This window comes from Pantoea cypripedii (assembly GCF_011395035.1).
GTDB lineage: Bacteria > Pseudomonadota > Gammaproteobacteria > Enterobacterales > Enterobacteriaceae > Pantoea > Pantoea cypripedii_A.
Map to the genome: position 1 here is coordinate 4010053 of NZ_CP024768.1, position 22383 is coordinate 4032435.

Here is a 22383-nt window from a genome sequence, read left to right on the forward strand (position 1 = left end):
CAATTTATTGCGCAATCAGGTACGCGGATACTTATCGCTATTCACCCAGGCGTGATCTTTCTCCCAGGTAAATTTCCACAAACGCACCGGCCCCGCCATCACGTTGAGATAATAGTTGTCATATCCCGCCAGTGTCGCCACCGGATGGTAGCCACGCGGCACGGTGACCACATCGCGGTTATACGGTGCCATGCATTCATCCAGCGTGCGGTCGTCGGTGTACACGCGCTGCATGGCAAAACCTGGCTCCGGATCGAAACGGTGATAATAGGTTTCTTCCAGATAGGTTTCGTCCGGGCTGTCTTTCTGATCGTGCTTGTGGCTCGGATAAGAACTGGTCGCCCCTTCGTCGGTGTAAACTTCCACCACCAGCAGGCTATCTGCCGGTTTATTGTCCGGCAGAATGTTATGCACCAGACGCTGGTTACGTCCCTTACCACGATGCTCAACCCCGACATCTTCCGGCGCAATCAGGCGCGCTGGCAGGTTGCCCTGGCTGGGAGCATTACACACCGCCAGCTCCAGATCGCTATCAGCGTAGACCTCCACCTCGTCGTTATGCGGCACATACACCGAATAAGGCGGAATGCGCTCGAAGGGTGACAGACGCTTACCCAGATTCGGGAACTCCGCATGACGGGTTTTCACCGAGGCAAAGCCCGCCACCAGTACCAGACACAGCTCTTTATCAGCGCTGCTCAACTTCAGAGTTTGTCCTTTCTTCAGCAAATAAGCATCAAAGCCCACGTATCCCCAACCGGCACTTTCCGGTGTGACATGCTGAATACGGCCATTGCTGTCTGGCTGCTGCGCTTTCGCAAGTAGTGACATCACCATCCTCCTTAACCCAGCGTCGGCATGCTGAACTCAGAGACCGTCTGCTGACCACTCGGCCAGCGCACAGTGGCGGTTTTCATACGGGTGTAGAAACGCACGCCATCCGGCCCGTGGACGTTCAGCGCACCAAACACCGAACGCTTCCAGCCACCGAAGCTGTGGAAGGCCATCGGCACCGGAACCGGGACGTTAACGCCCACCATGCCCGCTTCCACATCCTGCACAAACTCACGCGCGGTGTGGCCGTTGCTGGTAAAGATGGCGCTGCCGTTGCCGAATTCATGGCTGTTCACCAGTTGCAACGCGCTGCTGAAATCCGGGGAACGCATGATGCTCAGTACCGGTCCGAAGATCTCTTCGCGCCAGATGGTCATCTCAGAGGTCACGTTGTCGAACAGCGTGCCGCCCACGTAGTAACCTTCTGCATGGCCCGGCACCTGATAGTTACGACCATCGACCACCAGTTTCGCGCCTTCCTGCTCACCTTTATCGATGTAGCCCAGCACTTTTTTCTGGTGCGCGGCAGAAACCACCGGCCCCATTTCATTCTCTTCTGCACCTTTCTGGATACCCGGTCCTACGCGCAACGCTTTGATCAGCGGGGTCAGACGGGCGATCAGTTTGTCGGCAGTGCCCTCACCCACCGCTACCACTACCGGCAGCGCCATGCAACGCTCCCCGGCAGAACCAAAAGCACCGCCCATGATGGCGTTCACTGTGGCATCCAGATCGGCATCCGGCATCACGATGGCGTGGTTTTTTGCGGCACCAAACGCCTGAACGCGTTTGCCATGCGCACTGGCAGTTTTGTAGATATGTTCTGCCACGCCGGAAGAACCGACGAAGCTCACCGCCGCCACACGCGGATCTTTATACAGTTGCTCGGCATCTTCGTTGGAAGAGTGGACCACGTTGAACACGCCATCCGGCAGGCCCGCTTCTTTCAGCAGCTCCGCCATACGCACCGAGGCGGAGGGGTCCAGCGCCGGTGGCTTGAGAATAAAGGTGTTACCGCAGGCCAGTGCAATCGGGAACATCCACAGCGGCACCATCGCCGGGAAGTTAAACGGGGTGATACCCGCTACCACACCCACCGGCTGCATCAGTGAGTAGCTGTCCACGCCGCCACCCACATTTGGCGAGTTTTCGCCTTTAATCAGATGCGGAATGCCGCAGGCAAATTCGATCACTTCAATGCCGCGCGTCAGCTCACCCAGCGCATCGGACCATACTTTGCCGTGTTCGGAGACGATCAATGCCGCCAGTTCCTCACGGTGCTGTTCCATCAGCACTTTGAAGTTGAACATCACGCGGGCACGACGCAGCGGAGAGGTTTTAGACCATTCCGGGAATGCCGCATGAGCGACTTCAATCGCTTTAGCGACTTCATCTGAGGTGCTCTGCGTCAGTTCACGCACCACTTTGCCAGTCGCCGGATCGTACACCGGAATGGTTTCATTGCTGGCGCTGTGGGTAATCTGGCCGCCGATAAAGTTTCCTACGATGTTCATGTCGTTGCCTCTTTAATATGTAAACCCGCGAGAACTAAAAGCATGGTATGAAGCTATTACAGTGAAATAAATTTTTCAAATACTTCTTTTTGGAAAATTTCCTTTTAGCGGACTGGATCGCATTTTCCTGCCCATGGCATCCCATGCATAACGCCACACCTGGACATTAAACAAAACGAAATATGAAATTTTTGCGAGGAAGATCCAATATCTGAAATTTCATAATTCACTAACAATGAAATAAATGTTCTCTTTAGCATCATCTTACCCACCCCCCATTACAGGAGCCGTCACATGGCCATCGATCCAACCCGTTTCTGTATTAACCGTAAAATTGCCCCGACGCTGTCGCTGGAAGCTTTTTTCCAGCTGGTGCAGCGTCTGGGTTTAAACAAAGTGGAACTGCGTAACGATATGCCAGGCGGCAGGGTGACGGATGATCTGAGTGTGGCGCAGCTGCGCGCATTGACCGACAAATATCACATCGAAATCGAAACCATCAACGCGCTCTATCCGTTCAACCGCCCTGACGACGCGCTGCTGGCCAAAGCCGAAGCCCTGTTGCAGGAAGCTCAGCAGATTGGCGCGAAAGCGCTGGTGATGTGCCCGCTGAATGAAGGCATCGCCGTCCCAGCGGAACAGACGCTGGCGGCACTGCAAACCCTCGCCCCACGCTTTGCTCATTATGGTATCCAGGGGCTGGTGGAACCGCTCGGCTTCCCGGTCAGCTCGTTACGCTCCGCCGTGCAGACGCAGCAACTGATCCGTGATGCGCAGGTGCCGTTCAAACTGCTGCTGGATACGTTCCATCATCATCTGTACGAAAACGCGGAGCAGGAATTCCCGCAGGAGATTGATGTTAACCAGATTGGCCTGGTGCATCTGTCCGGCGTGGAAGATACGCGCCCGACGGATCAGCTCACCGATGAAGAGCGCATCATGCTGAGTAATAACGATGTGCTGAACAGTGTGGCCCAGGTGAAACGCCTCGAGATGCTGGGTTACAAAGGCATCTACGCCTTTGAACCGTTCTCGTCTGAGCTGGAGAAGTGGTCTGCCGCCGATATCGAACGTGAAATCCGCGCCAGCATTGAATTGCTGCAAGCCTGATAGAAAAAACGGGGGCCACTGTCCATCGCCCCCGTCTGCCCGACCCTTATCTGTGTCAATGACACAATTTTGTAGTGATTGGCCTCGGTCGGAGGCCATTTTTTAATTCTCTTTAATTTCCACCGGTGGACTATCAGGCTGGCGTCTGCTCATCCGCAGCGTACACACCAGCGCCAGACACACCAGCAGCGCGGTGAGGAAATAGACCAGCGGCACCCCGGCGAAACTCATAATAAAACCGGCGATAGGCCCGGTGATCCCCAGCGACAAATCCATAAACGCCGTGTAGGTTGCCAGCGCGCTGCCCTGATTTTGCTGCGGCACCACTTTTACCGCCACCACGCCAATCGCCGGGAACACCAGCGAGAAACCCGCGCCGGTAAAAAACGCGCCGACTTTTGCCATCCAGGGATCGAACGAACCTGCCACCAGGAACAGCCCCACGGCTTCTACCGCAAAACAGATGCTGGCCACCCGTAAGCCACCGAGGCGATTGATGGCATTGGGAAACAGCAGGCGCGTACCGACAAAGGCGGCACTGAACAGCGTCAGCGCGAACGCAGCACCATCCCAGCCTTTATCCTGATAAAACAGGGTGATAAAGGTGGCGATCACACCAAACCCTGCCGATCCCATCGCCAGAATCAGGCCAAAACCATAAATTTTTCCCAGCACATCACGAAACGGCAGCGGTTTGGCTTTGCTGCCTTTCACTGGCGCACGCGGCAGCGCCAGCGCAATTGCCAGCACGCAAATGGCGATGATGACGCCGGAAAGCAGCAGCAACCCGCCAGCGCGGAAAATCACCACCCCGAGCGGCGCACCAATCGCCATCGCACCGTAGGTGACGATGCCGTTCCAGGAAATGACCCGGCCAATATGCAGCGAGCCGACGCGCGCCACGCCCCACAGCGAGGTGCCGGTGCCGGAGAAACTCTGTCCGATACCGAGGATCACGCGCCCCAGGCACAGCAGCCCGAGACTCAGTATCGACCAGCTCTCGGTCAGCGCCGACAGCAGAATGCACAAGCCGCTGAGGAAGCAGCCGCATAGCCCGAGCACCACCACTTTTTTCGGTCCCCACTGATCGGCGTAACGTCCGGCATGAGGGCGGCTCAGCAGCGTGGCAAGATATTGCAGGCTAATCACCAGCCCGGCCCAGAAGGCGCTGTAACCGAGTCCGTCATGGACAAAACCCGGCAGCACCGCCAGCGGCAAGCCGATGGTGAGATAGCTGGCAAAATTGAACATCACGATGGAGAGGATCAGTAAATTCAGGCGGAAAGGCGTTAAAGCAGGTTCCGTAGCAGGCAGGTCAGGCATGAGTGAGTGCGCTCGTGTTTGACGAATTTTTTATAATCGAGCTGTAACTATACGCTTTTTCGCCTGCTGCGCATCATAGTCTCTGATGATATTTGGTCATCTTTCCGTCACATCGCCACCGTAGACTCGCCGCCAGTGAAATCCCAAAGAGGATAACAATCTGATGACGCTCCTGATAAACCATCGGGTGCGCGTGGCGTGTGCCGACTCCCTGCTGCTGGCGGGAGGTGGCCGATGACGCGTGTCGCGCAACCTATCGAACTGAAAAGTCTCTGCTGGTCAGCGGGTAACCTGACCATTCTGCACGATCTCTCCCTGACCATTCCCGCCGGACAAACGCTGGCGCTGCTCGGCCCCTCCGGCTGTGGCAAAAGCACGCTGCTGAAACTGCTGGCGGGCCTGCTGCAACCCTCGGCGGGCGAAATCTGGATTGGCGGCCAGTGCGTGGCGTCGGCGCGCCACTGCGCTGCACCGGAAGCACGTAACCTCGGCATGGTGTTCCAGGATTACGCGCTCTGGCCGCATATGAGCGTGGTGCAGAACGTGGCCTTTCCTCTGCGGATGCGTGGCGTGAAGAAAACGGCGGCACGGCAACAGGCGGAAGCCGCACTGGAGCAGGTTGGCCTCGCCGGGTTTGGCGATCGTAAACCCGCCATGCTGTCGGGCGGTCAGCAACAACGTGTGGCGTTAGCCCGCGCGCTGGTGGCGAAACCGGCGATTCTGCTGTTTGACGAACCCTTATCCAATCTTGATCGCGATCTGCGCGAAACCCTCGCGCAGACCATGGCGCAGCTGCTGCGCGCTGCTGGTATCACCGCCGTTTACGTAACGCATGACCGCGAAGAAGCCAACACCCTGGCCGACCGCATTATCCATCTGGCGCAGGGCCAGATTGTTTCAGTGACTGACCTCTCAGGGGAAACCAATGCCATCTCTCAAATCTGTTAAAACAGGAGCCATCAGCGCGATGATTTTGACCTCCGCCATGATGATGATGAACGATGCCGAAGCGCTGACGGTGTACACCGCCGGTCCTGGCTCACTGGCGAAAAGCCTCGCCACCGGGTTTGAAAAACAGACCGGGGTTAAGGTGAATATCTTCCAGGCCACCACCGGCAAAGTGATGGCGCGTCTGGAAGCGGAACAGGCTAACCCGCAGGCGGATGTGCTGATTTCTGCCTCCTGGGACACCGCTGAAGACCTGCAACAGCGTGGCTGGCTGCTGCCGTATCAAAGCCCGAACGCCGCGAACGTACCGGCAGCATTTAAAACCGATGCTTACGTCGCACAGGGTATCTCCGCGCTCGGCATTGTGTGGAACACCAACAGCAACACGCCAGAACCGAAAACCTGGCAGGACCTCACCGGTCCGGCGTTCAAAGACAAAATCACCACCCCCGATCCGGCGCTGTCGGGTGCCTCGCTCGATCTGCTGATTGGTTTGCAGAATGGCGAAGGCGAGAAAGCCTGGCAGCTGTTTGATCAACTGAAAGCCAATGGCATGGTGATCAGCGGCCCGAACGCGCAGGCGGTGACGCCGGTGTTGCAGGGGGCGAAAGCGGCGGTGTTTGGCGCGGTGGATTACGTGACTTACAACAACATCGCCCAGGGTGAAGCGGTTAAGGTGATTTTCCCGGAAAACGGTACCGTGGTGGCCCCGCGTCCGATGATGATCCTGAAAAGCAGCCAGCATGCCGCCGATGCCAAAGCCTTTATCGATTATGTGCTGTCGGATGAAGGTCAGCAGCAGGTGGCAAAAGCCTGGCTGATGCCTGCCCGTACCGATATCAAAGCGCAACGTCCGTTAATCACCGAGATCAAACTGTTGCCGGTGAATCAGGACGGCGGCAGCGAACGTGCGGCGGTGCTGAAGCGCTTTGCCACCTTGTTTGGGCAATAAACCATGTCGCGTGCCCTGTTTAACGGCCTGATCCTGCTGGCGCTGCTGGTACTGGTGGCGCTGCCACTGCTGTTTATCGTGCTACAGGCGTTGTTTCCGCATCTGAGCGAGGGACAATGGCAGGGCGCCTTCAGTGCGCTGCCCGCGTTGCTGGAAGATCCGCAGCTGGTACCGATGTGGCTGGGCACGCTGAAAATTGGTCTCGGCGTGGCGATGGGCAGCCTGTTATTGGGTCTGCCGCTCGGTGCGCTGCGTGGCTTGTTTCGTCTGCCGGGGGCGGCGCTGTGGGATTTGTTGTTTCTGATCCCCTTCCTGACGCCACCCTACATCGTCGCGCTGGCCTGGACGCTGGCACTGCAACGCAATGGTTATGTCGAACAACTCACCGGCCTGAATTTCGATAGCCTGTTGTTCAGCAGCAGCGGCATGATGCTGGTGATGACGCTCAATATCTTCCCGGTGGTTTATTTCGCGGTGTCGCGCTCGCTGATGGCGAGCGGACAGCGTCTGGCCTGGGTGGCGCGGGTGCATGGCGCTCCGGCATGGCGCGCCTTTGCGCAGATCACCCTGCCGCTGACGTTACCGGCCCTGGCCGGTGGCGTGCTGCTGGCGTTCACGCTGGCGATTGAGGAGTACGGCGTACCTGCGGCGCTCGGCGCACGCGCCGGGTTAACGCTGATGACGGTCGGCATTGAACAAAAACTGGCTGACTGGCCGATCGATCTGCCGGGGGCCGCCTCGCTCTCGCTGATGTTAAGCCTGGTGGCGCTGCTGGCGTGGTTTTGCCAGCGCAAGCTGACGGGGAGCAGCGATGTCACGGCGGTGAGCGGTAAACCGGTGGCCCAGGAAGCCGCCAGCCCCGGTCGCTGGCAACTGCCGATGTTGCTGCTGTTCGTGTTCACCGCCCTGCTGGCGGTGGCGCTGCCGCTCGGGGCGATGACGCTGAGTGGCCTGCTTAACACGTTGTCGGGCGGCATTCATCCCGGCAACCTGACGCTGCGTCATTTCACCGCGTTGTTCAGTCAGCAAGGTGATGCGCTGGCAGCCTTCTCCACCAGTATTGGCCTGGCGCTCGGCGCAGCGTTGCTCACCGGCTTGCTCGGATTTTTGATTGCCTGGCGCGTGGCCGAGGGTAAAACGCGCTTGCTGGCGCTGATGGATGGCCTGGCTTTGCTGCCTGCGGCGATGCCGGGGGTGGTGATTGGCGTCGGGCTGATTTTGCTGTGGAATCGCGGCTTCTGGCCGGTTTCTCCCTACAACACGCTGGCGATTTTGCTGCTCTCCTACAGCTGTCTGCTGCTGCCCTGGCCGGTGCGTTATGTCAGCAGCGCGCTGCGTCAGCTGGGGCCAACACTGGAACCGGCGGCGCGGGTGCACGGTGCCTCGCGCTTGCAGGCGCTGCGGCTGATTGTGTTGCCGCTGGTCACCCCGAGCCTGCTGGCGGCGATGATGATGGTGTTCGCTGTCGCCTCACGCGAGCTGGTCACCTCCCTGCTGCTGGCTCCTGCGGGGGTACAAACCGTGGCGATTTTTATCTGGCGACAGTTTGAACAGGGTTCTGTGGGACAGGGGATGGCAATGGCGACGCTAACGTTGTTCGCCAGCCTCAGCCTGATGCTGGCGGCGCTGGGTCTGCTGCGGCGGCAATCGACTTAAACCTACCCGGTCCGTTTATCGCGCTATTCACAACGCAGCCCCGGCCAAAAGGCGCGCGATAAATCGCGCCGCAACACCTCTTGCCTGATGATTAGCCCGGACAGTTCCAGTTAAAGAATGCACACCACATCCACAATTTCGCCGGGTCACGCTTTTTATGCAAGGAAATGCCAGCAATGGCAAAACTATGTCAATAAGCGCAAACCATAGCCAATAATTGATCCTGGTCAATTTTGTCGCGAATCAAAACGCTAACATGCACGGCCCTGGGAAAATGGTATGCTGCGAAAGCCGCAGCATGCCGTCTTCCTGCTGCTTAAACCTACCGAGGGACGCCTGGTGCCACCGCAGAGAAAACATCGCGATTTTGGCTGGCTGTTGATCGTCTGTGCCGGGCTGCTGCCCCTGGTGCTCGGTATTCTTTGCACGGCGATTGAAGCGCGCCATACCGTGCATCAGCAACAAATCAGCACCGCTAACTCCCTGCTGGCTCAGGCCGAAAAAATGAGTGACAGCGCCTGGGATATGATTACCCAGTTGCGCCAGTACCACTATCAACCCTGTTCGGCGATTGAAGACAAGCTGCAACGTGCCGGCAACCTGAACGCCTATTTTCGTTCCATTGGTAAGCTGGAAGGCGAGAATGTCACCTGTTCCTCTGCGTATGGCCTGAATCCTGGCACCCTGAGCGAAATGATCATGCGGCAACCGCCGGTTACCGGCAAAGCCTGGTGGAGCATTTCCATCAGTGGCACCTCGGGTGTGCCAAATCGCCCGGCGGTGGTTTTTGTCCGTCAGTTGCCCGATGGTGAAGGGTTTTGGGCGGTGATTGATGGCCAATATCTGATGGATTTTATGCAGGCGATTGGCGAATCGCGTGGCTATCGCATGAGTTTGCGGTTTGATGATGGGGCCGCCATTAGCTACGGGCCGCGCGAACAGCTGCCGGAAACCTGGCTGAAAAGCGAACCCTGGTCGGCACAATCCAGCCGCTATCCCATCAGCGTGGAGGTTATCGTCCCCCCCAGCGAGCTGTTGAAAGCCTGGCGGCAGGCGCTGTTTATTTTCCTGCCAATGGCGGCCATTTTCTCCATCCTGCTGATGATCCTCACCGCCAACTGGCTGCGCCGTCGCATCTCGTGGCGCGATGAAATTCGCCGGGCCATGCGCAACCGCCAGTTCTCCGTTCATTATCAGCCGGTCTACAGCGTAGCGCAGCAACGCTGCGCCGGTGCCGAAGCGTTGCTGCGCTGGCAATTGCCGAATGGCGATACCATTCGTCCTGACATCTTTATCAGCGCGGCGGAAGAAGAAGGCATGATCGTCCCCCTGACGCGCCATTTGCTGGAGCTGATGGCGGAGGATATTCAGAGCTGGCATGTGGAACCCGGCTTCCATATCGGTCTGAACCTGGCGGCAGAGCATCTGCAACACTCTGAATTTGTTAATGATATTCAGCTGTTCGCCCGACGCATCAAAGACAAACAATTGCAGATTACGCTGGAACTGACCGAGCGCAGCCTGATTCACGACGGTGAAGACGTGGCGCGCAAGCTGCGCCTGTTGCAGTCACAGGGGATGAAAGTGGCGATTGACGATTTTGGCACCGGCCATTGTTCGCTCAGCTATTTGCAAACCTTCCCGCTTGATTATCTGAAAATTGATCGCGGCTTTATCAACGCGATTGAGCGGCTGGACGGCGAAACACCGGTGCTGGACGCCATCATCAATCTCAGCCACAAGTTACAGCTTGAGGTGCTGGGTGAAGGGGTGGAGACTTCGTTACAATTCCAGTACCTGCAACGGCGTGGTGTGGTATTTATTCAGGGCTATTATTACGCCTACCCAATGGATAATGACCGGCTGCGTGCGTGGCTCAACGAGCAGGGGGCGCGGCCGTTACTCGCTGAGGAACGCCATGAGCCTGAACTGCATCATTCTTGATGATTACCAGAACGTCGCTCTGAAACTTGCCGACTGGACCACGCTGCAACCGCTGGTTCACACCCGCGCGCTGACCACCCATATTGATAACCAGGATGCGCTGGTCAGCCAGATTCAGCACGCCGATATCCTGGTGGTGATGCGGGAACGCACCCCGCTCAGCGCCGAACTGATTGGTCGCCTGCCTAAGCTGAAACTGATTGTCACCTCCGGTATGCGCAATGCCTCGATTGATCTCGACGCCTGCCGTGAGCGCTATATCGCGGTTTGCGGCACCAATAGCAGCAGCGCGCCACCGCTGGAACTGACATGGGGGCTGCTGCTTGGACTGGCACGTCATATCGCCAGTGAAAATCAGGCGCTGCGCAGCAATGGCCCGTGGCAACAGACGCTGGGCATGGGGCTGCAGGGCAAAACGCTGGGGCTGGTGGGGCTGGGGAAAATTGGTGGCGCGATGGCATCGGTAGCGCAGGCGTTTGGCATGGAGGTTTGTGCCTGGAGCCAGAATCTGACCGATGAGCGCGCAGCTGCCTGTGGCGTAAAAAAGATGGCATCGCTCCATGACTTATTACAGGCGAGTGATGTGGTATCCCTTCATCTGGTGCTGAGTGAGCGCACCCATCATCTGCTCGACGCCGCCACCCTGGCGCAGATGAAACCCGGCGCATTGCTGATCAATACCTCAAGAGCGGGTCTTGTCGACCAGGCGGCGATGATTGCCGCCTTACAATCCGGGCAATTAGCCGGGGCCGGTCTGGATGTGTTCGAACAGGAACCACTGCCCGCCGGAAGTCCATTACGCCAGCTGCCGAACGTGCTGGCGACGCCACATCTGGGCTATGTTGCCGACAGTAACTACCACACGTATTTTACCGAAGCCGTGGAAGATATCGCCGGTTGGCTAACAGGCGCGCCGCTACGTTCACTGCTCTGAACGCCAATCTCCAGGTGCGCATGAATGCGCCCCCTGCGGCTGCAGGGGCGACATTTATGCCGACCAGGTAAAATCAATGCCACAGTTTTAGCCACAAAATAGCCAGTTACTGGCGTAAACATGACAAATATCACTCAAAAACGGTATACTCTGTCGCGGGAGGCGATAATTACCCACGTAATTATCGCTATGGCAGGCCAGAGAAATCTCATCTTTATGGCTATGCTTTAATTTTCTCAACGCCGCGGCCTGAAAACAGTGAATCGGTCCGCGCCGTTGAGGACTTTCTGATTCCAGGACAGGGTAACCTCATGAAAATTCGTAGGAAACGTGTAAAACCGATCGGGCTGGATGATGTCACTATCATCGACGACTCCCGTTTACGTAAGGCCATCACCGCGGCTTCTCTGGGCAACGCGATGGAATGGTTCGATTTCGGTGTGTATGGCTTTGTGGCTTATGCGCTGGGTAAAGTGTTTTTCCCCGGTGCTTCGCCCGGTATCCAGATGATCGCCGCACTGGCGACCTTCTCCGTGCCCTTCCTGATCCGTCCGCTCGGCGGTCTGTTCTTTGGCATGCTCGGTGACAAATACGGTCGCCAGAAAATTCTTTCTATCACCATCGTCATCATGTCGATCAGTACCTTCTGTATCGGCCTGATACCCTCTTATGACTCGATTGGGATTTGGGCACCGGTGCTGCTGCTGATCGCCAAAATGGCGCAGGGCTTCTCAGTGGGTGGGGAATATACCGGCGCGTCGATCTTCGTCGCCGAATACTCACCCGACCGCAAACGTGGCTTTATGGGCAGCTGGCTGGATTTCGGCTCCATTGCCGGTTTTGTGCTGGGTGCCGGTCTGGTGGTACTGATCTCCACCATCATCGGGGAAGACCGTTTCCTCGAATGGGGCTGGCGTCTGCCGTTCTTCGTCGCCCTGCCGTTAGGGATTATTGGTCTCTATCTGCGCCACGCGCTGGAAGAAACCCCGGCATTCCAGCAACACGTAGAGAAGCTGGAACAAGGCGATCGCGAAGGTCTGCGTGACGGCCCGAAAATCTCGTTCAAAGAGATCGCCACCAAACACTGGAAAAGCCTGCTGGCCTGTATTGGTCTGGTGATTGCCACCAACGTCACCTATTACATGCTGCTGACCTATATGCCGAGCTACCTGTCGCATAACCTGCACTACTCGGAAGACCATGGTGTGCTGATTATCATCGCCATTATGATCGGGATGCTGTTTGTGCAGCCGGTAATGGGGATGCTGAGTGACCGTTTTGGTCGTCGCCCGTTTGTCATTATTGGCAGCATCGCGTTGTTCATTTGCTCCATCCCGGCGTTTATGCTGATTAACAGCGGCGTAATTGGGCTGATTTTTGCTGGCCTGCTGCTGCTGGCGGTGATCCTGAATGCCTTCACCGGCGTAATGGCTTCGTCGCTGCCCGCGATGTTCCCGACCCATATCCGCTACAGCGCGCTGGCCAGTGCCTTCAACATTTCGGTGCTGGTTGCCGGTCTGACGCCGACTGCTGCCGCCTGGCTGGTGGAAGCCACCAACAATCTGTATATGCCCGCTTATTATCTGATGGTGATTGCGGTGATTGGTTTAATTACCGGCCTGTACATGAAAGAGACCGCCAACAAACCGCTGATCGGTGCGACCCCGGCGGCCTCTGACCTCGCAGAAGCGCGTGAGATCCTGCAGGAGCATCACGACAACATCGAGCAGAAAATCGAAGATATCGATGCCGAGATCGCGAAGCTGGAAGCGAAGCGCAAAAATCTGGTGCAGCAACATCCGGATATCAACGAATAATTCCCCTCAACTCCCACGTCAGTGGGAGTTTTCATTTTCCCCGCAGCACACAAACCTTCATCGCCCCGGGCAAAAGGGAGTAAACTGTCGCTACTTTTTTCACCTGTAAGTAAGAATGAGCATGTCTGATTTTTCTCTTATCCAGCGTCCAAGAAGGCTGCGTAAAAGCGCCGCGATGCGTGAAATGTTCCAGGAAACCAGCCTGAGCCTCAGCGATCTGGCATTGCCAATTTTCGTTGAAGAAGGGGTGGACGACTACAAACCAATCACCGCCATGCCGGGCGTTATGCGTATCCCGGAAAAGCGTCTGGCGTATGAAATTGAACGTATCGCCAAAGCGGGTATCCGTTCGGTGATGACCTTCGGTATTTCGCACCACACCGATGCCACCGGCAGCGATGCCTGGAATGAAAACGGTCTGGTGGCGCGTATGTCGCGTATCTGCAAAGACACCGTGCCGGAAATGATCGTCATGTCCGATACCTGTTTCTGTGAATACACCAGCCACGGCCATTGTGGCGTGCTGTGCGATCACGGTGTCGATAATGACGCAACCCTGATCAATCTCGGTAAGCAGGCCGTGGTTGCCGCTCAGGCCGGGGCTGATTTTATCGCACCTTCCGCCGCAATGGATGGCCAGGTAAAAGCGATTCGTCAGGCGCTCGATGCGGCCGGATTCACCGATACCGCGATTATGTCTTACTCCACCAAGTTCGCGTCCTCATACTACGGCCCGTTCCGTGAAGCCGCAGGCACCGCGCTGAAGGGTGACCGTAAAACCTATCAGATGAACCCGATGAATCGCCGTGAAGCCATTCGCGAGTCGCTGATCGACGAAGCGGAAGGTGCCGATTCCCTGATGGTGAAACCGGCAGGTGCCTACCTCGATATCCTGCGTGATATCCGCGAGCGCACTACGCTGCCATTGGCTGCCTACCAGGTCAGCGGTGAATACGCCATGATCAAATTCGCGGCGCAGGCCGGTGCCATTGATGAACGCAATGTGGTGCTGGAAAGCCTCGGTGCGATTAAACGCGCCGGTGCCGATCTGATTTTCAGTTACTTTGCCCTTGATCTCGCCGAGCAAAAAATGCTCTGATCACCGTTACGCTTATCAGCCGTCTTTGCTGGCGGCTGATAATTGTTAACGCCATCCTTTTTGGCACAACACCAGTTCTGTAACACCTGCATCTAATAAGAAGAGTAACGCGATGAAAGCACCTGCACTGCCCGCAGACGAATCGAATCGTCTGGCTCAGTTACGTGCGCTCAACATTCTGCATACCCCGGCAGAAGAGCGTTTTGACCGTCTGACCCGTCTCGCCCGCCGCCTGTTTAGTGTGCCGGTCGCGCTGGTAAGCCTGCTGGAAGAGGACCACCAATGGTTCAAATCCATTGCAGGTAAATCCGGGGAAACCGCACCACGCAACACCTCCTTTTGCGGTCATGCCATCCTGCAGGATGACGTGATGGTGGTGGAGAACGCGCTGGAAGATGATCGCTTTTACGATAATCCGCTGGTCACCGGTGAAAACCCGGTGCGCTTCTATGCGGGTTGCCCATTACGGACGCCAGCAGGGGCCAAAGTGGGTACCCTGTGTATCGTTGATCATCATGCCCGTTCGTTTGATGACGATGACTACCACACGCTGCGCGATCTGGCGGCGATGGCGGAAGCCGAATTGGTTGCGTTTCAAACCGCCACCTCTGACGAACTGACGCAAATTACCAACCGGCGTGGTTTTATGACGCTGGGACAGCTGGCACTGAACGAGTGCCTGGTAAAACAGCTTCCGGCCTGTCTGACGTTTCTCGACCTCGACCGCTTCAAAGAGATCAACGATACCCTCGGCCACCGCCAGGGCGATCGCGCCCTGATGGATTTTGCCGATGCCATGAAGGTCAGTTTCCGCCATGCGGATATCTTTGCCCGACTGGGAGGCGATGAGTTTGTGGTGCTGTTTAACGGCCTGCAACAGTCGGATGCCGAAGGGGTGCTGGCGCGGTTTGACCGGCAGCTGCAGAGACAGACCCTTGATCTGAGCCGCCTCTATCAACTGCATTTCTCATCCGGTATTGTGGAATTCGACCCCCAGCAGCCGCTGTCGCTGGAGCAATTGCTGGAAGGCAGCGACGAACGCATGTACGCCGCCAAGAAAGGGAAAAAGCAGGCGCAGTAGCGCCCGCATAGTTTGTCGAGGCGCGATTTATCGCGCGGTTCTTTGTTAACCGCGCGCCAAATCGTCAATCAATGTCTGATTAAACTTCTGCGGCTCCTCCATCTGTGGCGCATGCCCCATGCCCGGGAACTCGATCAGGCGCGCACCAGGGATCAGTTTCGCCACCTGTTTCCCCAACACATTGTAATGACCCAGCTGCGCTTTGACCGCTGGCGGCGCGATATCGCTGCCGATGGCAGTGGTATCTGAGGTGCCAATCATCAACGTGGTCGGTACTTGCAGATCTTTAAATTCGTAGTACACCGGCTGGGTAAAAATCATGTCGTAGATTAACGCCGAGTTCCACGCCACCCGGTTATGACCGGGCCCGCTATTCAAACCGGCCAGCATATCCACCCATTTGTCATATTCCGGCTTCCACTGGCCGACATAATAGGTTTGCTGCTCATACTTTTTGATACCTGCGGCGTTCAGCTTCAGCTCGCGCTGATACCACTGATCCACCGAGCGCCACGGCGCACCTTTCGCTTTCCAGTCTTCCAGGCCAATCGGGTTCACCAGCACCAGCTTTTGCGTCTGCTGCGGATACATCAGCGCATAACGCGTCGCCAGCATGCCACCGGTGGAGTGGCCGACAATCACCGCTTTCTCTATCCCAAGCTGTTGCAGCAATTGATGGGTATTCTGCGCCAGCTGCTGGAAGCTGTACTGATAATTAGCCGGTTTGCTGGAACTGCAAAAACCAATCTGGTCCGGTGCCACTACCCGGTATCCCTGCTGACTCAGCGCCTTAATGGTGTCTTCCCAGGTGGCACCGCAGAAGTTTTTGCCATGCATCAGCACCACCGTCTGGCCGTTGGCATGCTGCGCCGGTTTGACATCCATATACCCCATGCTGAGCGGCTGCTGCTGGGAGGAGAAGGTAAAGTGCTGTAATGGATAAGGATACTGGAAGCCTTCCAGTTGCTCACCATAGACATTCGCTGCCAGAGCCGATGCGCTGCTCATCAGCGCCACGGAGGCGAGTAATATCGCCAGTGAAGATTTCACGGGAAAACGTAACGCCATCAGAACATCTCCAGATCAGGACAAAACAGCGAGTGTGACATGTTACGCGTTGCAGCGTATTGATGTGCTGTGCCATCTTTTTCCTCAACAAATAACCAACATATCGCAGTCAATTCTTACGAATTACGGGAAAGATCTGATAGCGGAAAAATAAAAACCGATTTCCTGATAAATCTTTACGTAACAAGGCACAGGGAAAGATAAGTTAAATTACACTGTGCCTATTGAAACTGGAGGTGCAAAATGCAAGAGAGAAAGTACAATGAAGGTGTAATTTACTCAGTCACTAACTGGATTGAAGAAAACTTAGATCAGCGCCTGAGCATTGATGACATTGCGCAAAAGTCTGGGTATTCAAAATGGTATTTGCAGAAACTTTTCGCTCGTTGCCACAATGAAACCCTGGCACGTTACATTCGCAAAAAGAAACTGGCCGCCTGTGTTGTTGAGCTGAAAAATAGTGATACTACGATTATCAGCCTGGCCGTGAAATATCATTTTGAAAGCCAGCAGTCTTTCACACGTTCATTTAAACAAATGATGGGTTGCACACCACTTTATTGCCGTAAACAGCAATTAAGCGGTGAGAGAAAAAATCAACTGGCCTCCAGTGACGATCCCTGCGCACTGTGCCGCCAGGAAGGTCTTGATGCCAGTGAATGTGTCGAGGAGATACGCCCGCCAGCAAGGCATCCCGGCAAGTTCCCCGCCCGCATTAGCTGTGCAATGGTATAAAAAAAAGCGCGATAATCGCGCTTTTTTTTCGTCTGAATATGCCCATAAAAAAAGCCCCTTACGGGGCATTTTTTATTACTTATAAACCTGGGCTACAGCGTCAAAATTATTGCCGTGCTGGCGGGCGGCTTCCACCACATAATATTTTCCGCCTTTCGCATCAGCCATCTCTGACAGGCGCTGGTGCAGGTCCATCGGAGAGCTAATCGCGCCACCCGTATCGGATACGCTAATATTCCCCAGCGATTCCAGTTTAAAATGGTCAGCTTCCTGGGCAGAGATATTATTGGCAGCCAGTACCGGAACGCTCGCACCCAACAGCAACGCAGACAGAATTAATTTTTTCATCATTTGTCCTCTTCAATTGTCGTGGTAATTTTCTGAAGCCATTGTCTGATTTATCGCCACCCAACATTGATCATTTTGAGTTTAAATCAGCCAGACTTAATATTTCGTTTTTACCTGATATTGAGCGACGTTATTTAAATAACAGGCCAGTATCGACTGGCCTGCGGCAATTAGTTCTGCAATGCCTGGCCTGGTAACAATTTTTCTGACATCAGACGAAGGCAGCTGTTGCGATCCTGATGCGCCTGCTGCTGCTGTGCCGGTGACAGATCCTGCCACACCGTTTGCAGATGCTCGCCCAGGCCACGCAGGAAGTGGATTTTCTGCAACGCGTAATCAGAATTGCTGCCTTCAATAATTTGCTGCATATCCTGTGGCGTGTTGCCGCGCCCATCATGCGTTAGCGTACAAAACATGGCGATGTAATACGCTTTGTCTTCATCGCTGTAATGGGGGGTGAACCACCAGACTAAGGCACTGATCACGATCAGCAGCGGCAGGAGAAACTTGAGTTTTAACATGGGGATAATTACCAGGTGGAAGAAAAACGCCGCGATCTTACCAGATTCGCGGCGTTGCGGCTCAGCGCAGGATGCCACTTAACCCGTGATACCCCATATAAATAGCCACCAGCGCAATCAGCGTGCCGGAAAACCAGGGTGCGCGGCGTGCCAGCGTATCCAGCCCCTGCCAGCGCTGGGTAGCCTTCTGTACGCTTAACGCGGCAGCCGCGCCCACACCGACCAGCGTCATGGCCAATCCGATACTGAAGCACAGTACCAGTGCAGCCCCCAGACTAAGGGCTTTCACCTGGATACACAGCAGCAGCACAGTGATTGCCGCCGGACAGGGGATCAACCCACCGGTTAAGCCAAACAAAATGATCTGCCCATTGGTCACTTCACGGCTGGCGAAACGTTTTTTGATGTCACTGGCATGGGCGCGCTCATGCGCATCCTGGAAACTGCCATCATTCTCGCCCGGCGCACGCTGCACCTCCCCCTGCTGCCACGCAACGTCATAATCATGGGAGTGGCCGCGATGGCCGAGCGACAAACGCGCATTGAAGGTATGGGGCTGCGGCACCGCCAGCGTGGATTGCAGCACACCATCCTGAGTGGCAAAGGTGAATATTTGCGAGAACCCCATCCCCCGCCGGGTAGCGACACTCACTTCATTGGCCTGCCACGCCGTACCGTCCAGGGTGCGCAGCTGCCAGTGTCCCTGATGCAGAGCCAGTTCGATGTGGCCGTGACCGGTATCGATCACCTGCGCATCCGGGCGTTCTGTCTGCTGATGCTGCTTACGTTGCTGCTCGCTTTGCCAGGTGCGCCAAATCATCCACAACGCGGTTGCCAGAATGATGATGGCAGAAATCAGCTGGAACCAGGGTTCCGCAGTATCGGCGGTCAGTTTACGACTGACGTACATGCCCCCGAGGGCGATCAGCCAGACAATCAGCGTATGCGACAAGGTGGCAGCCAGCCCCAGCATCACCGCCTGTTTCACCGTACCGCGAATGGCCACGATAAACGCCGCCATCATGGTTTTGGAATGGCCCGGCTCCAGTCCGTGTAACGCGCCGAGTAAAATCGCGCTGGGAATAAACAGCCAGGCACTGGATGTGCCCTGACTGAGCAGTGCAGCAAAATCGGTCATGATGTTCTCATCGGATTAAAAAACGGCACAGCAGATGCAATTGCCGGACAACCCGAATATACTATACCCCAGTATAGTAATGATCAACGGACTTCACGCCATGTCACATACCCATAAAGATCAAAAGAAATTGCTGGCGCGCGTGCGTCGCATCAAAGGCCAGGCTGAATCGCTGGAAAAGGCGCTGATCGCCGAAGAAGAGTGTCTGAAGGTGTTGCAGCAGGTGGCCGCAGTACGTGGCGCGATTAACGGGCTGATGAGTGAATTGCTGGAAGGCCATATCCGTGAACATCTGATGAACCCGAATGCCAGCGAGCAGGAGCGCGCAAGCGATATGGACGAAATTATTACGGTGATTCGCAGCTATATGAAATAACGTCTCTACGACATCGCGCGATAAATCGCGCCGCTACAAACAGGTGCAGAGGCTGTAGCGGCGCGATTTATCGCGCGTTTTAATCAAAATCGTTCAAACCGATACGGGGTCGGATCGATTAACGGTGTCTGGCCGGAAACCAGATCGGCAGCCAGTTGCCCGGCAGCGGGTGAAGTGCCAAAGCCGTGGCCGGAAAAGCCTGTCGCCAGCGTCAGGCCTGGCATCGCCGCCACCGGGCCGATCACCGGATTGGAATCCGGCGTCACATCAATCACCCCGGCCCACGCCTGCGCCAGCTCCGCTTGCTCAAACACCGGCCATGCTGCGCGCAGGTTACGCATCGCCTCCTGATTCAGCGCCGGATTAGCCGCCGGATCGAGAGTACGAATACGTTCGAACGGCGTGCGGCGATCACCACGCCAGCGTCGGGCCAGCGCCAGATCTTTGACAAAATACGTGCCGAGCGAGATACGCAGATTGTCACGGGCATGGCGCAACTGCGGCAGATAACGTGTCCCCAGCAGCAAATGGTCGAGCGTCAACGGCGCATCCAGCGCCCCGCGCTGAGTAATAATAAACCCGCCATCTTTATGCTTACGGAACGAGAAATCCGGCGCACCTACCGCAATATTGGTGGGTCCTTCCAGCGGCTTTGTGCGTAGCACTGAGCAAATCAGCGGCAAGGTGGGCAGCGCAATGCCGAGGTTGCCGAGAAAACGTCGTGACCAGGCTCCCGCTGCCAGCAGCACCTGATCGCAGCGAATTTCACCACGTTCGGTAATCACGCCGCTGACCTTCCCATCGCTGGTCTCCAGCGTGCGTACCGCGCATTGCTCCACGATAATTGCGCCTCTGGCGATCGCCGCTTTGGCAATGGCGCTGGCAGCCAGCGTCGGTTCGGCCCGGCCATCAGAGGCGGTATAAATTCCCCCCGCCCAGCGGCCCTGCCCCCCTGGCACCCGGGCGGCAATTTCCGCATGGCTGAGTAGCTTCGCATCCAGATTCAGCGGCTGCACCGCCTTCATCCAGCTTTCGTGCAGAGCCATCTGCGCCTCGTTGCGGCCAATAAACATAATGCCCGCCTGACGATAACCCACGTCGCTGCCGACGCGTTCCGCCATCCCGGACCACAGGCGATCGGCAGCCTGTGCCAGCGGGATATCATCGGCGGCGCGGCTGGTTTTGCGGATCCAGCCCAGATTGCGTGACGATTGCTCTCCCGCGATGCGGCCTTTTTCCAGCATCACCACCGGGATGTTGCGCTCCGCCAGCGTCAGGGCGGCAGTCAACCCGACAATGCCGCCACCAATAATCACCACCGTCGTGGCGGTGGGAAAGTCAGTAGACGTGGTGACAGGGGTAATTTTCGGTGACATAACGCGCCTCCTGTTACGCCTTACAGCGCAACGGTAATTTCCTGCACCGTGGCCTGACCGGCCCCGCGATACGCCGTGACTTCCAGCTCCACCTTATACACCGTGGAACCCAGCGGCGGACAGGTGACCGTGGTCGCCGGATTGATGCCGCGAAACTTGTCGCCGATGATGCCCATCACCGTCGGCACATCGTCCGGGTCCTGAATAAACACCCGCGAGAACACCACGTCTCTGAGCGAGGCATCAATCGCGGCCAGTGCCGCCTCGATATTGGCGAACACCTGCAACGTTTGCTCGCTGACATCCGCCGGAATTTCTTTGCTGACCGGATGACGGCCCGCGGTGTTGGAGACATAAATCCAGTTATCCACCGCGACAATGCGCGAATAGCTGCCCATCTCTTCAAATTTCGAACCGGTTTTCACTTTAATAATGTTGGTCATGCTGGTTTCCTTGATTAGCTCAGTACCGGGGTTTCCCACAGGTTTAATTTCACGCCGATGCCTTTGTCGATGGCGTTGCGATACACCACCGTGCCCCAGGCAACGTCTTCCACCGGCATACCGCCGACTGACATGATGATGATCTCTTCATCGTTCTGGCGGCCGGGGGCATCACCGGCGACGATTTTGCCGATGTCTTCCAGTTGTTCTGCCGCCAGCTTGCCTTCGGCAATCATGTCCATAAAACGCACGCCGATAACGGGGATGGTTTTGTGTGCGGGTTTGGGGACTTCCTCAAACCACGCGTGATAAAGGCCGGTGTTATCCAGCACTTTGCGCACGTCGGCCTGTTCCATACCGGCGTCGATGTTGCACAGCGCAGGCATCGCCAGGAAGGTGCCCGGCTTAACCCATTCACGCCTCACCAGCGGATAGCTGTCGGGGTCACCCACTTCGCCGGAGCTGCAATAGGTCACGATATCGGCATCGCGCACTACCGCTTCCAGCGTATCGACGATTTCGATGTGTTTGATTTGTGGATACGTTTCCTGCACCCAGGTGATGAAGTTATCCAGGCTACGCTGACCACGCCCTTTCACTTTGATGGTGTCAATCTGCGGGCACACCGCGATAAATGCTGCCACCGCGGTTTTGCCCATCACGCCCGGTCCCAGCAGGCCAATGACACGGGAATCTTTACGCGCCAGATGACGCGCACCCACGCCAGGCACCGCACCGGTGCGGTAAGCCGACAGCAGGTTGGCCGACATATGCGCCAGCGGTGCGCCGGTATCGGCATCGTTGAGGGTGAACATCAGAATCGAACGCGGCAGCCCCTTTTCGCGATTGGCGATATTCGAGCCATACCATTTCACCCCTGCGGTGCCAAAGCTGCCGCCGAGGTAAGCAGGCATCGCCATCAGGCGGCGATCAGCGGTCGGTTTCGGCATGGTGGGAAACGGCGAGTTTTCCGGGAAGGTGACCATTGCGCCGTGCGAATCATTGTTGGCACCGGCCATCCGGTAGTCGCCCTGGTACAGCAGGCCGAACATTTCCTCCATGGTGTTCACGCAGGCGGGCATGTCGGTCACGCCGGCGCGGATCATGTCCTGCTCCGACAGGTAGATAAAATCAATCCGGGTTGAATCAGTCATGGTGTATGCCCT

At 56.5% G+C, this 22383-nt stretch carries 21 protein-coding genes; 11 read left to right on the plus strand and 10 right to left on the minus strand.

From position 1 onward, the window contains the following. Positions 1-15: 15 nt before the first annotated feature. Positions 16-831: a 5-deoxy-glucuronate isomerase gene (iolB, locus tag CUN67_RS18765; protein WP_208716782.1), complete on the minus strand. Its 816-nt coding sequence runs from the start codon at positions 829-831 to the stop codon at positions 16-18. Positions 832-842: 11 nt separating this feature from the next. Next, positions 843-2348, minus strand: a complete 1506-nt coding sequence (locus CUN67_RS18770) for a CoA-acylating methylmalonate-semialdehyde dehydrogenase (RefSeq protein WP_208716783.1) — start codon at positions 2346-2348, stop codon at positions 843-845. A gap of 294 nt (positions 2349-2642) precedes the next feature. Between CUN67_RS18770 and CUN67_RS18775 the strand changes: the two genes are divergently transcribed. After that, positions 2643-3458: a TIM barrel protein gene (locus CUN67_RS18775; RefSeq protein ID WP_208716784.1), complete on the plus strand. Its 816-nt coding sequence runs from the start codon at positions 2643-2645 to the stop codon at positions 3456-3458. Positions 3459-3560: 102 nt separating this feature from the next. Here the strand turns inward: CUN67_RS18775 and CUN67_RS18780 are convergent, their stop codons facing one another. Beyond that, complete coding sequence (locus tag CUN67_RS18780) at positions 3561-4781, minus strand: MFS transporter (RefSeq protein ID WP_208716785.1); 1221 nt, start codon at positions 4779-4781, stop codon at positions 3561-3563. Positions 4782-5015: 234 nt separating this feature from the next. On the opposite strand from CUN67_RS18780, the gene CUN67_RS18785 reads away from it, so the two are divergent. The 8 genes from CUN67_RS18785 (at position 5016) to CUN67_RS18820 (ending at position 15212) form a co-directional block, all read left to right on the plus strand. Continuing rightward, complete coding sequence (locus tag CUN67_RS18785; protein ID WP_208716786.1) at positions 5016-5729, plus strand: ABC transporter ATP-binding protein; 714 nt, start codon at positions 5016-5018, stop codon at positions 5727-5729. Next, complete coding sequence (locus CUN67_RS18790) at positions 5707-6681, plus strand: ABC transporter substrate-binding protein (RefSeq protein WP_208716787.1); 975 nt, start codon at positions 5707-5709, stop codon at positions 6679-6681. Before CUN67_RS18785 ends, CUN67_RS18790 begins: the two co-directional genes overlap by 23 nt. A gap of 3 nt (positions 6682-6684) precedes the next feature. Continuing rightward, positions 6685-8337 carry an ABC transporter permease gene (locus CUN67_RS18795; protein WP_208716788.1) on the plus strand — a complete coding sequence of 551 codons (1653 nt, stop codon included), beginning with the start codon at positions 6685-6687 and terminating at the stop codon, positions 8335-8337. Positions 8338-8676: 339 nt separating this feature from the next. After that, entirely contained in the window at positions 8677-10281 is a 1605-nt protein-coding gene (locus tag CUN67_RS18800) for an EAL domain-containing protein (protein WP_208717268.1), read from the plus strand. After that, a complete protein-coding gene (locus CUN67_RS18805; protein ID WP_208716789.1) occupies positions 10256-11215 on the plus strand; it encodes a D-2-hydroxyacid dehydrogenase family protein in 960 nt (319 codons plus the stop codon). Before CUN67_RS18800 ends, CUN67_RS18805 begins: the two co-directional genes overlap by 26 nt. A 311-nt stretch (positions 11216-11526) precedes the next feature. Continuing rightward, positions 11527-13032, plus strand: a complete 1506-nt coding sequence (gene proP / locus CUN67_RS18810; RefSeq protein ID WP_208716790.1) for a glycine betaine/L-proline transporter ProP — start codon at positions 11527-11529, stop codon at positions 13030-13032. Positions 13033-13153: 121 nt separating this feature from the next. Then, a complete protein-coding gene (gene hemB / locus CUN67_RS18815) occupies positions 13154-14131 on the plus strand; it encodes a porphobilinogen synthase (protein ID WP_208716791.1) in 978 nt (325 codons plus the stop codon). Positions 14132-14243: 112 nt separating this feature from the next. Next, on the plus strand, positions 14244-15212 hold the full coding sequence (locus CUN67_RS18820) for a GGDEF domain-containing protein (RefSeq protein WP_208716792.1): 969 nt from the start codon (positions 14244-14246) through the stop codon (positions 15210-15212). A 45-nt stretch (positions 15213-15257) separates the two neighbouring features. Here CUN67_RS18820 and CUN67_RS18825 read toward each other — a convergent pair whose 3' ends face one another. Beyond that, positions 15258-16280: an alpha/beta fold hydrolase gene (locus CUN67_RS18825; protein ID WP_208716793.1), complete on the minus strand. Its 1023-nt coding sequence runs from the start codon at positions 16278-16280 to the stop codon at positions 15258-15260. Between the two features lie 243 nt (positions 16281-16523). Between CUN67_RS18825 and CUN67_RS18830 the strand changes: the two genes are divergently transcribed. Further along, positions 16524-17015: a helix-turn-helix domain-containing protein gene (locus CUN67_RS18830; RefSeq protein WP_208716794.1), complete on the plus strand. Its 492-nt coding sequence runs from the start codon at positions 16524-16526 to the stop codon at positions 17013-17015. A 75-nt stretch (positions 17016-17090) separates the two neighbouring features. On the opposite strand, the gene CUN67_RS18835 is transcribed toward CUN67_RS18830, so the two are convergent. The 3 genes from CUN67_RS18835 to CUN67_RS18845 form a co-directional block, all read right to left on the minus strand. Continuing rightward, on the minus strand, positions 17091-17366 hold the full coding sequence (locus CUN67_RS18835) for a DUF1471 domain-containing protein (protein WP_299448254.1): 276 nt from the start codon (positions 17364-17366) through the stop codon (positions 17091-17093). Between the two features lie 167 nt (positions 17367-17533). Continuing rightward, the gene (locus CUN67_RS18840; protein WP_208716795.1) at positions 17534-17884 is read right to left on the minus strand and encodes a hypothetical protein; all 351 of its coding nucleotides are present in this window, start codon (positions 17882-17884) and stop codon (positions 17534-17536) included. Positions 17885-17945: 61 nt separating this feature from the next. Then, positions 17946-19022 carry a nickel/cobalt efflux protein RcnA gene (locus CUN67_RS18845; protein WP_208716796.1) on the minus strand — a complete coding sequence of 359 codons (1077 nt, stop codon included), beginning with the start codon at positions 19020-19022 and terminating at the stop codon, positions 17946-17948. Positions 19023-19122: 100 nt separating this feature from the next. On the opposite strand from CUN67_RS18845, the gene CUN67_RS18850 reads away from it, so the two are divergent. After that, a complete protein-coding gene (locus CUN67_RS18850) occupies positions 19123-19398 on the plus strand; it encodes a metal/formaldehyde-sensitive transcriptional repressor (RefSeq protein WP_084877614.1) in 276 nt (91 codons plus the stop codon). 83 nt (positions 19399-19481) lie between these two features. Here CUN67_RS18850 and CUN67_RS18855 read toward each other — a convergent pair whose 3' ends face one another. The 3 genes from CUN67_RS18855 to CUN67_RS18865 are packed head-to-tail and all read right to left on the minus strand — an operon-like array spanning position 19482 to position 22371. Next, the gene (locus CUN67_RS18855; RefSeq protein WP_208716797.1) at positions 19482-20774 is read right to left on the minus strand and encodes an NAD(P)/FAD-dependent oxidoreductase; all 1293 of its coding nucleotides are present in this window, start codon (positions 20772-20774) and stop codon (positions 19482-19484) included. A 20-nt stretch (positions 20775-20794) separates the two neighbouring features. Then, positions 20795-21217, minus strand: a complete 423-nt coding sequence (locus CUN67_RS18860) for a RidA family protein (RefSeq protein ID WP_208716798.1) — start codon at positions 21215-21217, stop codon at positions 20795-20797. A 14-nt stretch (positions 21218-21231) separates the two neighbouring features. Further along, on the minus strand, positions 21232-22371 hold the full coding sequence (locus CUN67_RS18865; RefSeq protein ID WP_208716799.1) for a tyramine oxidase subunit B: 1140 nt from the start codon (positions 22369-22371) through the stop codon (positions 21232-21234). Between the last annotated feature and the right edge of the window lie 12 nt (positions 22372-22383).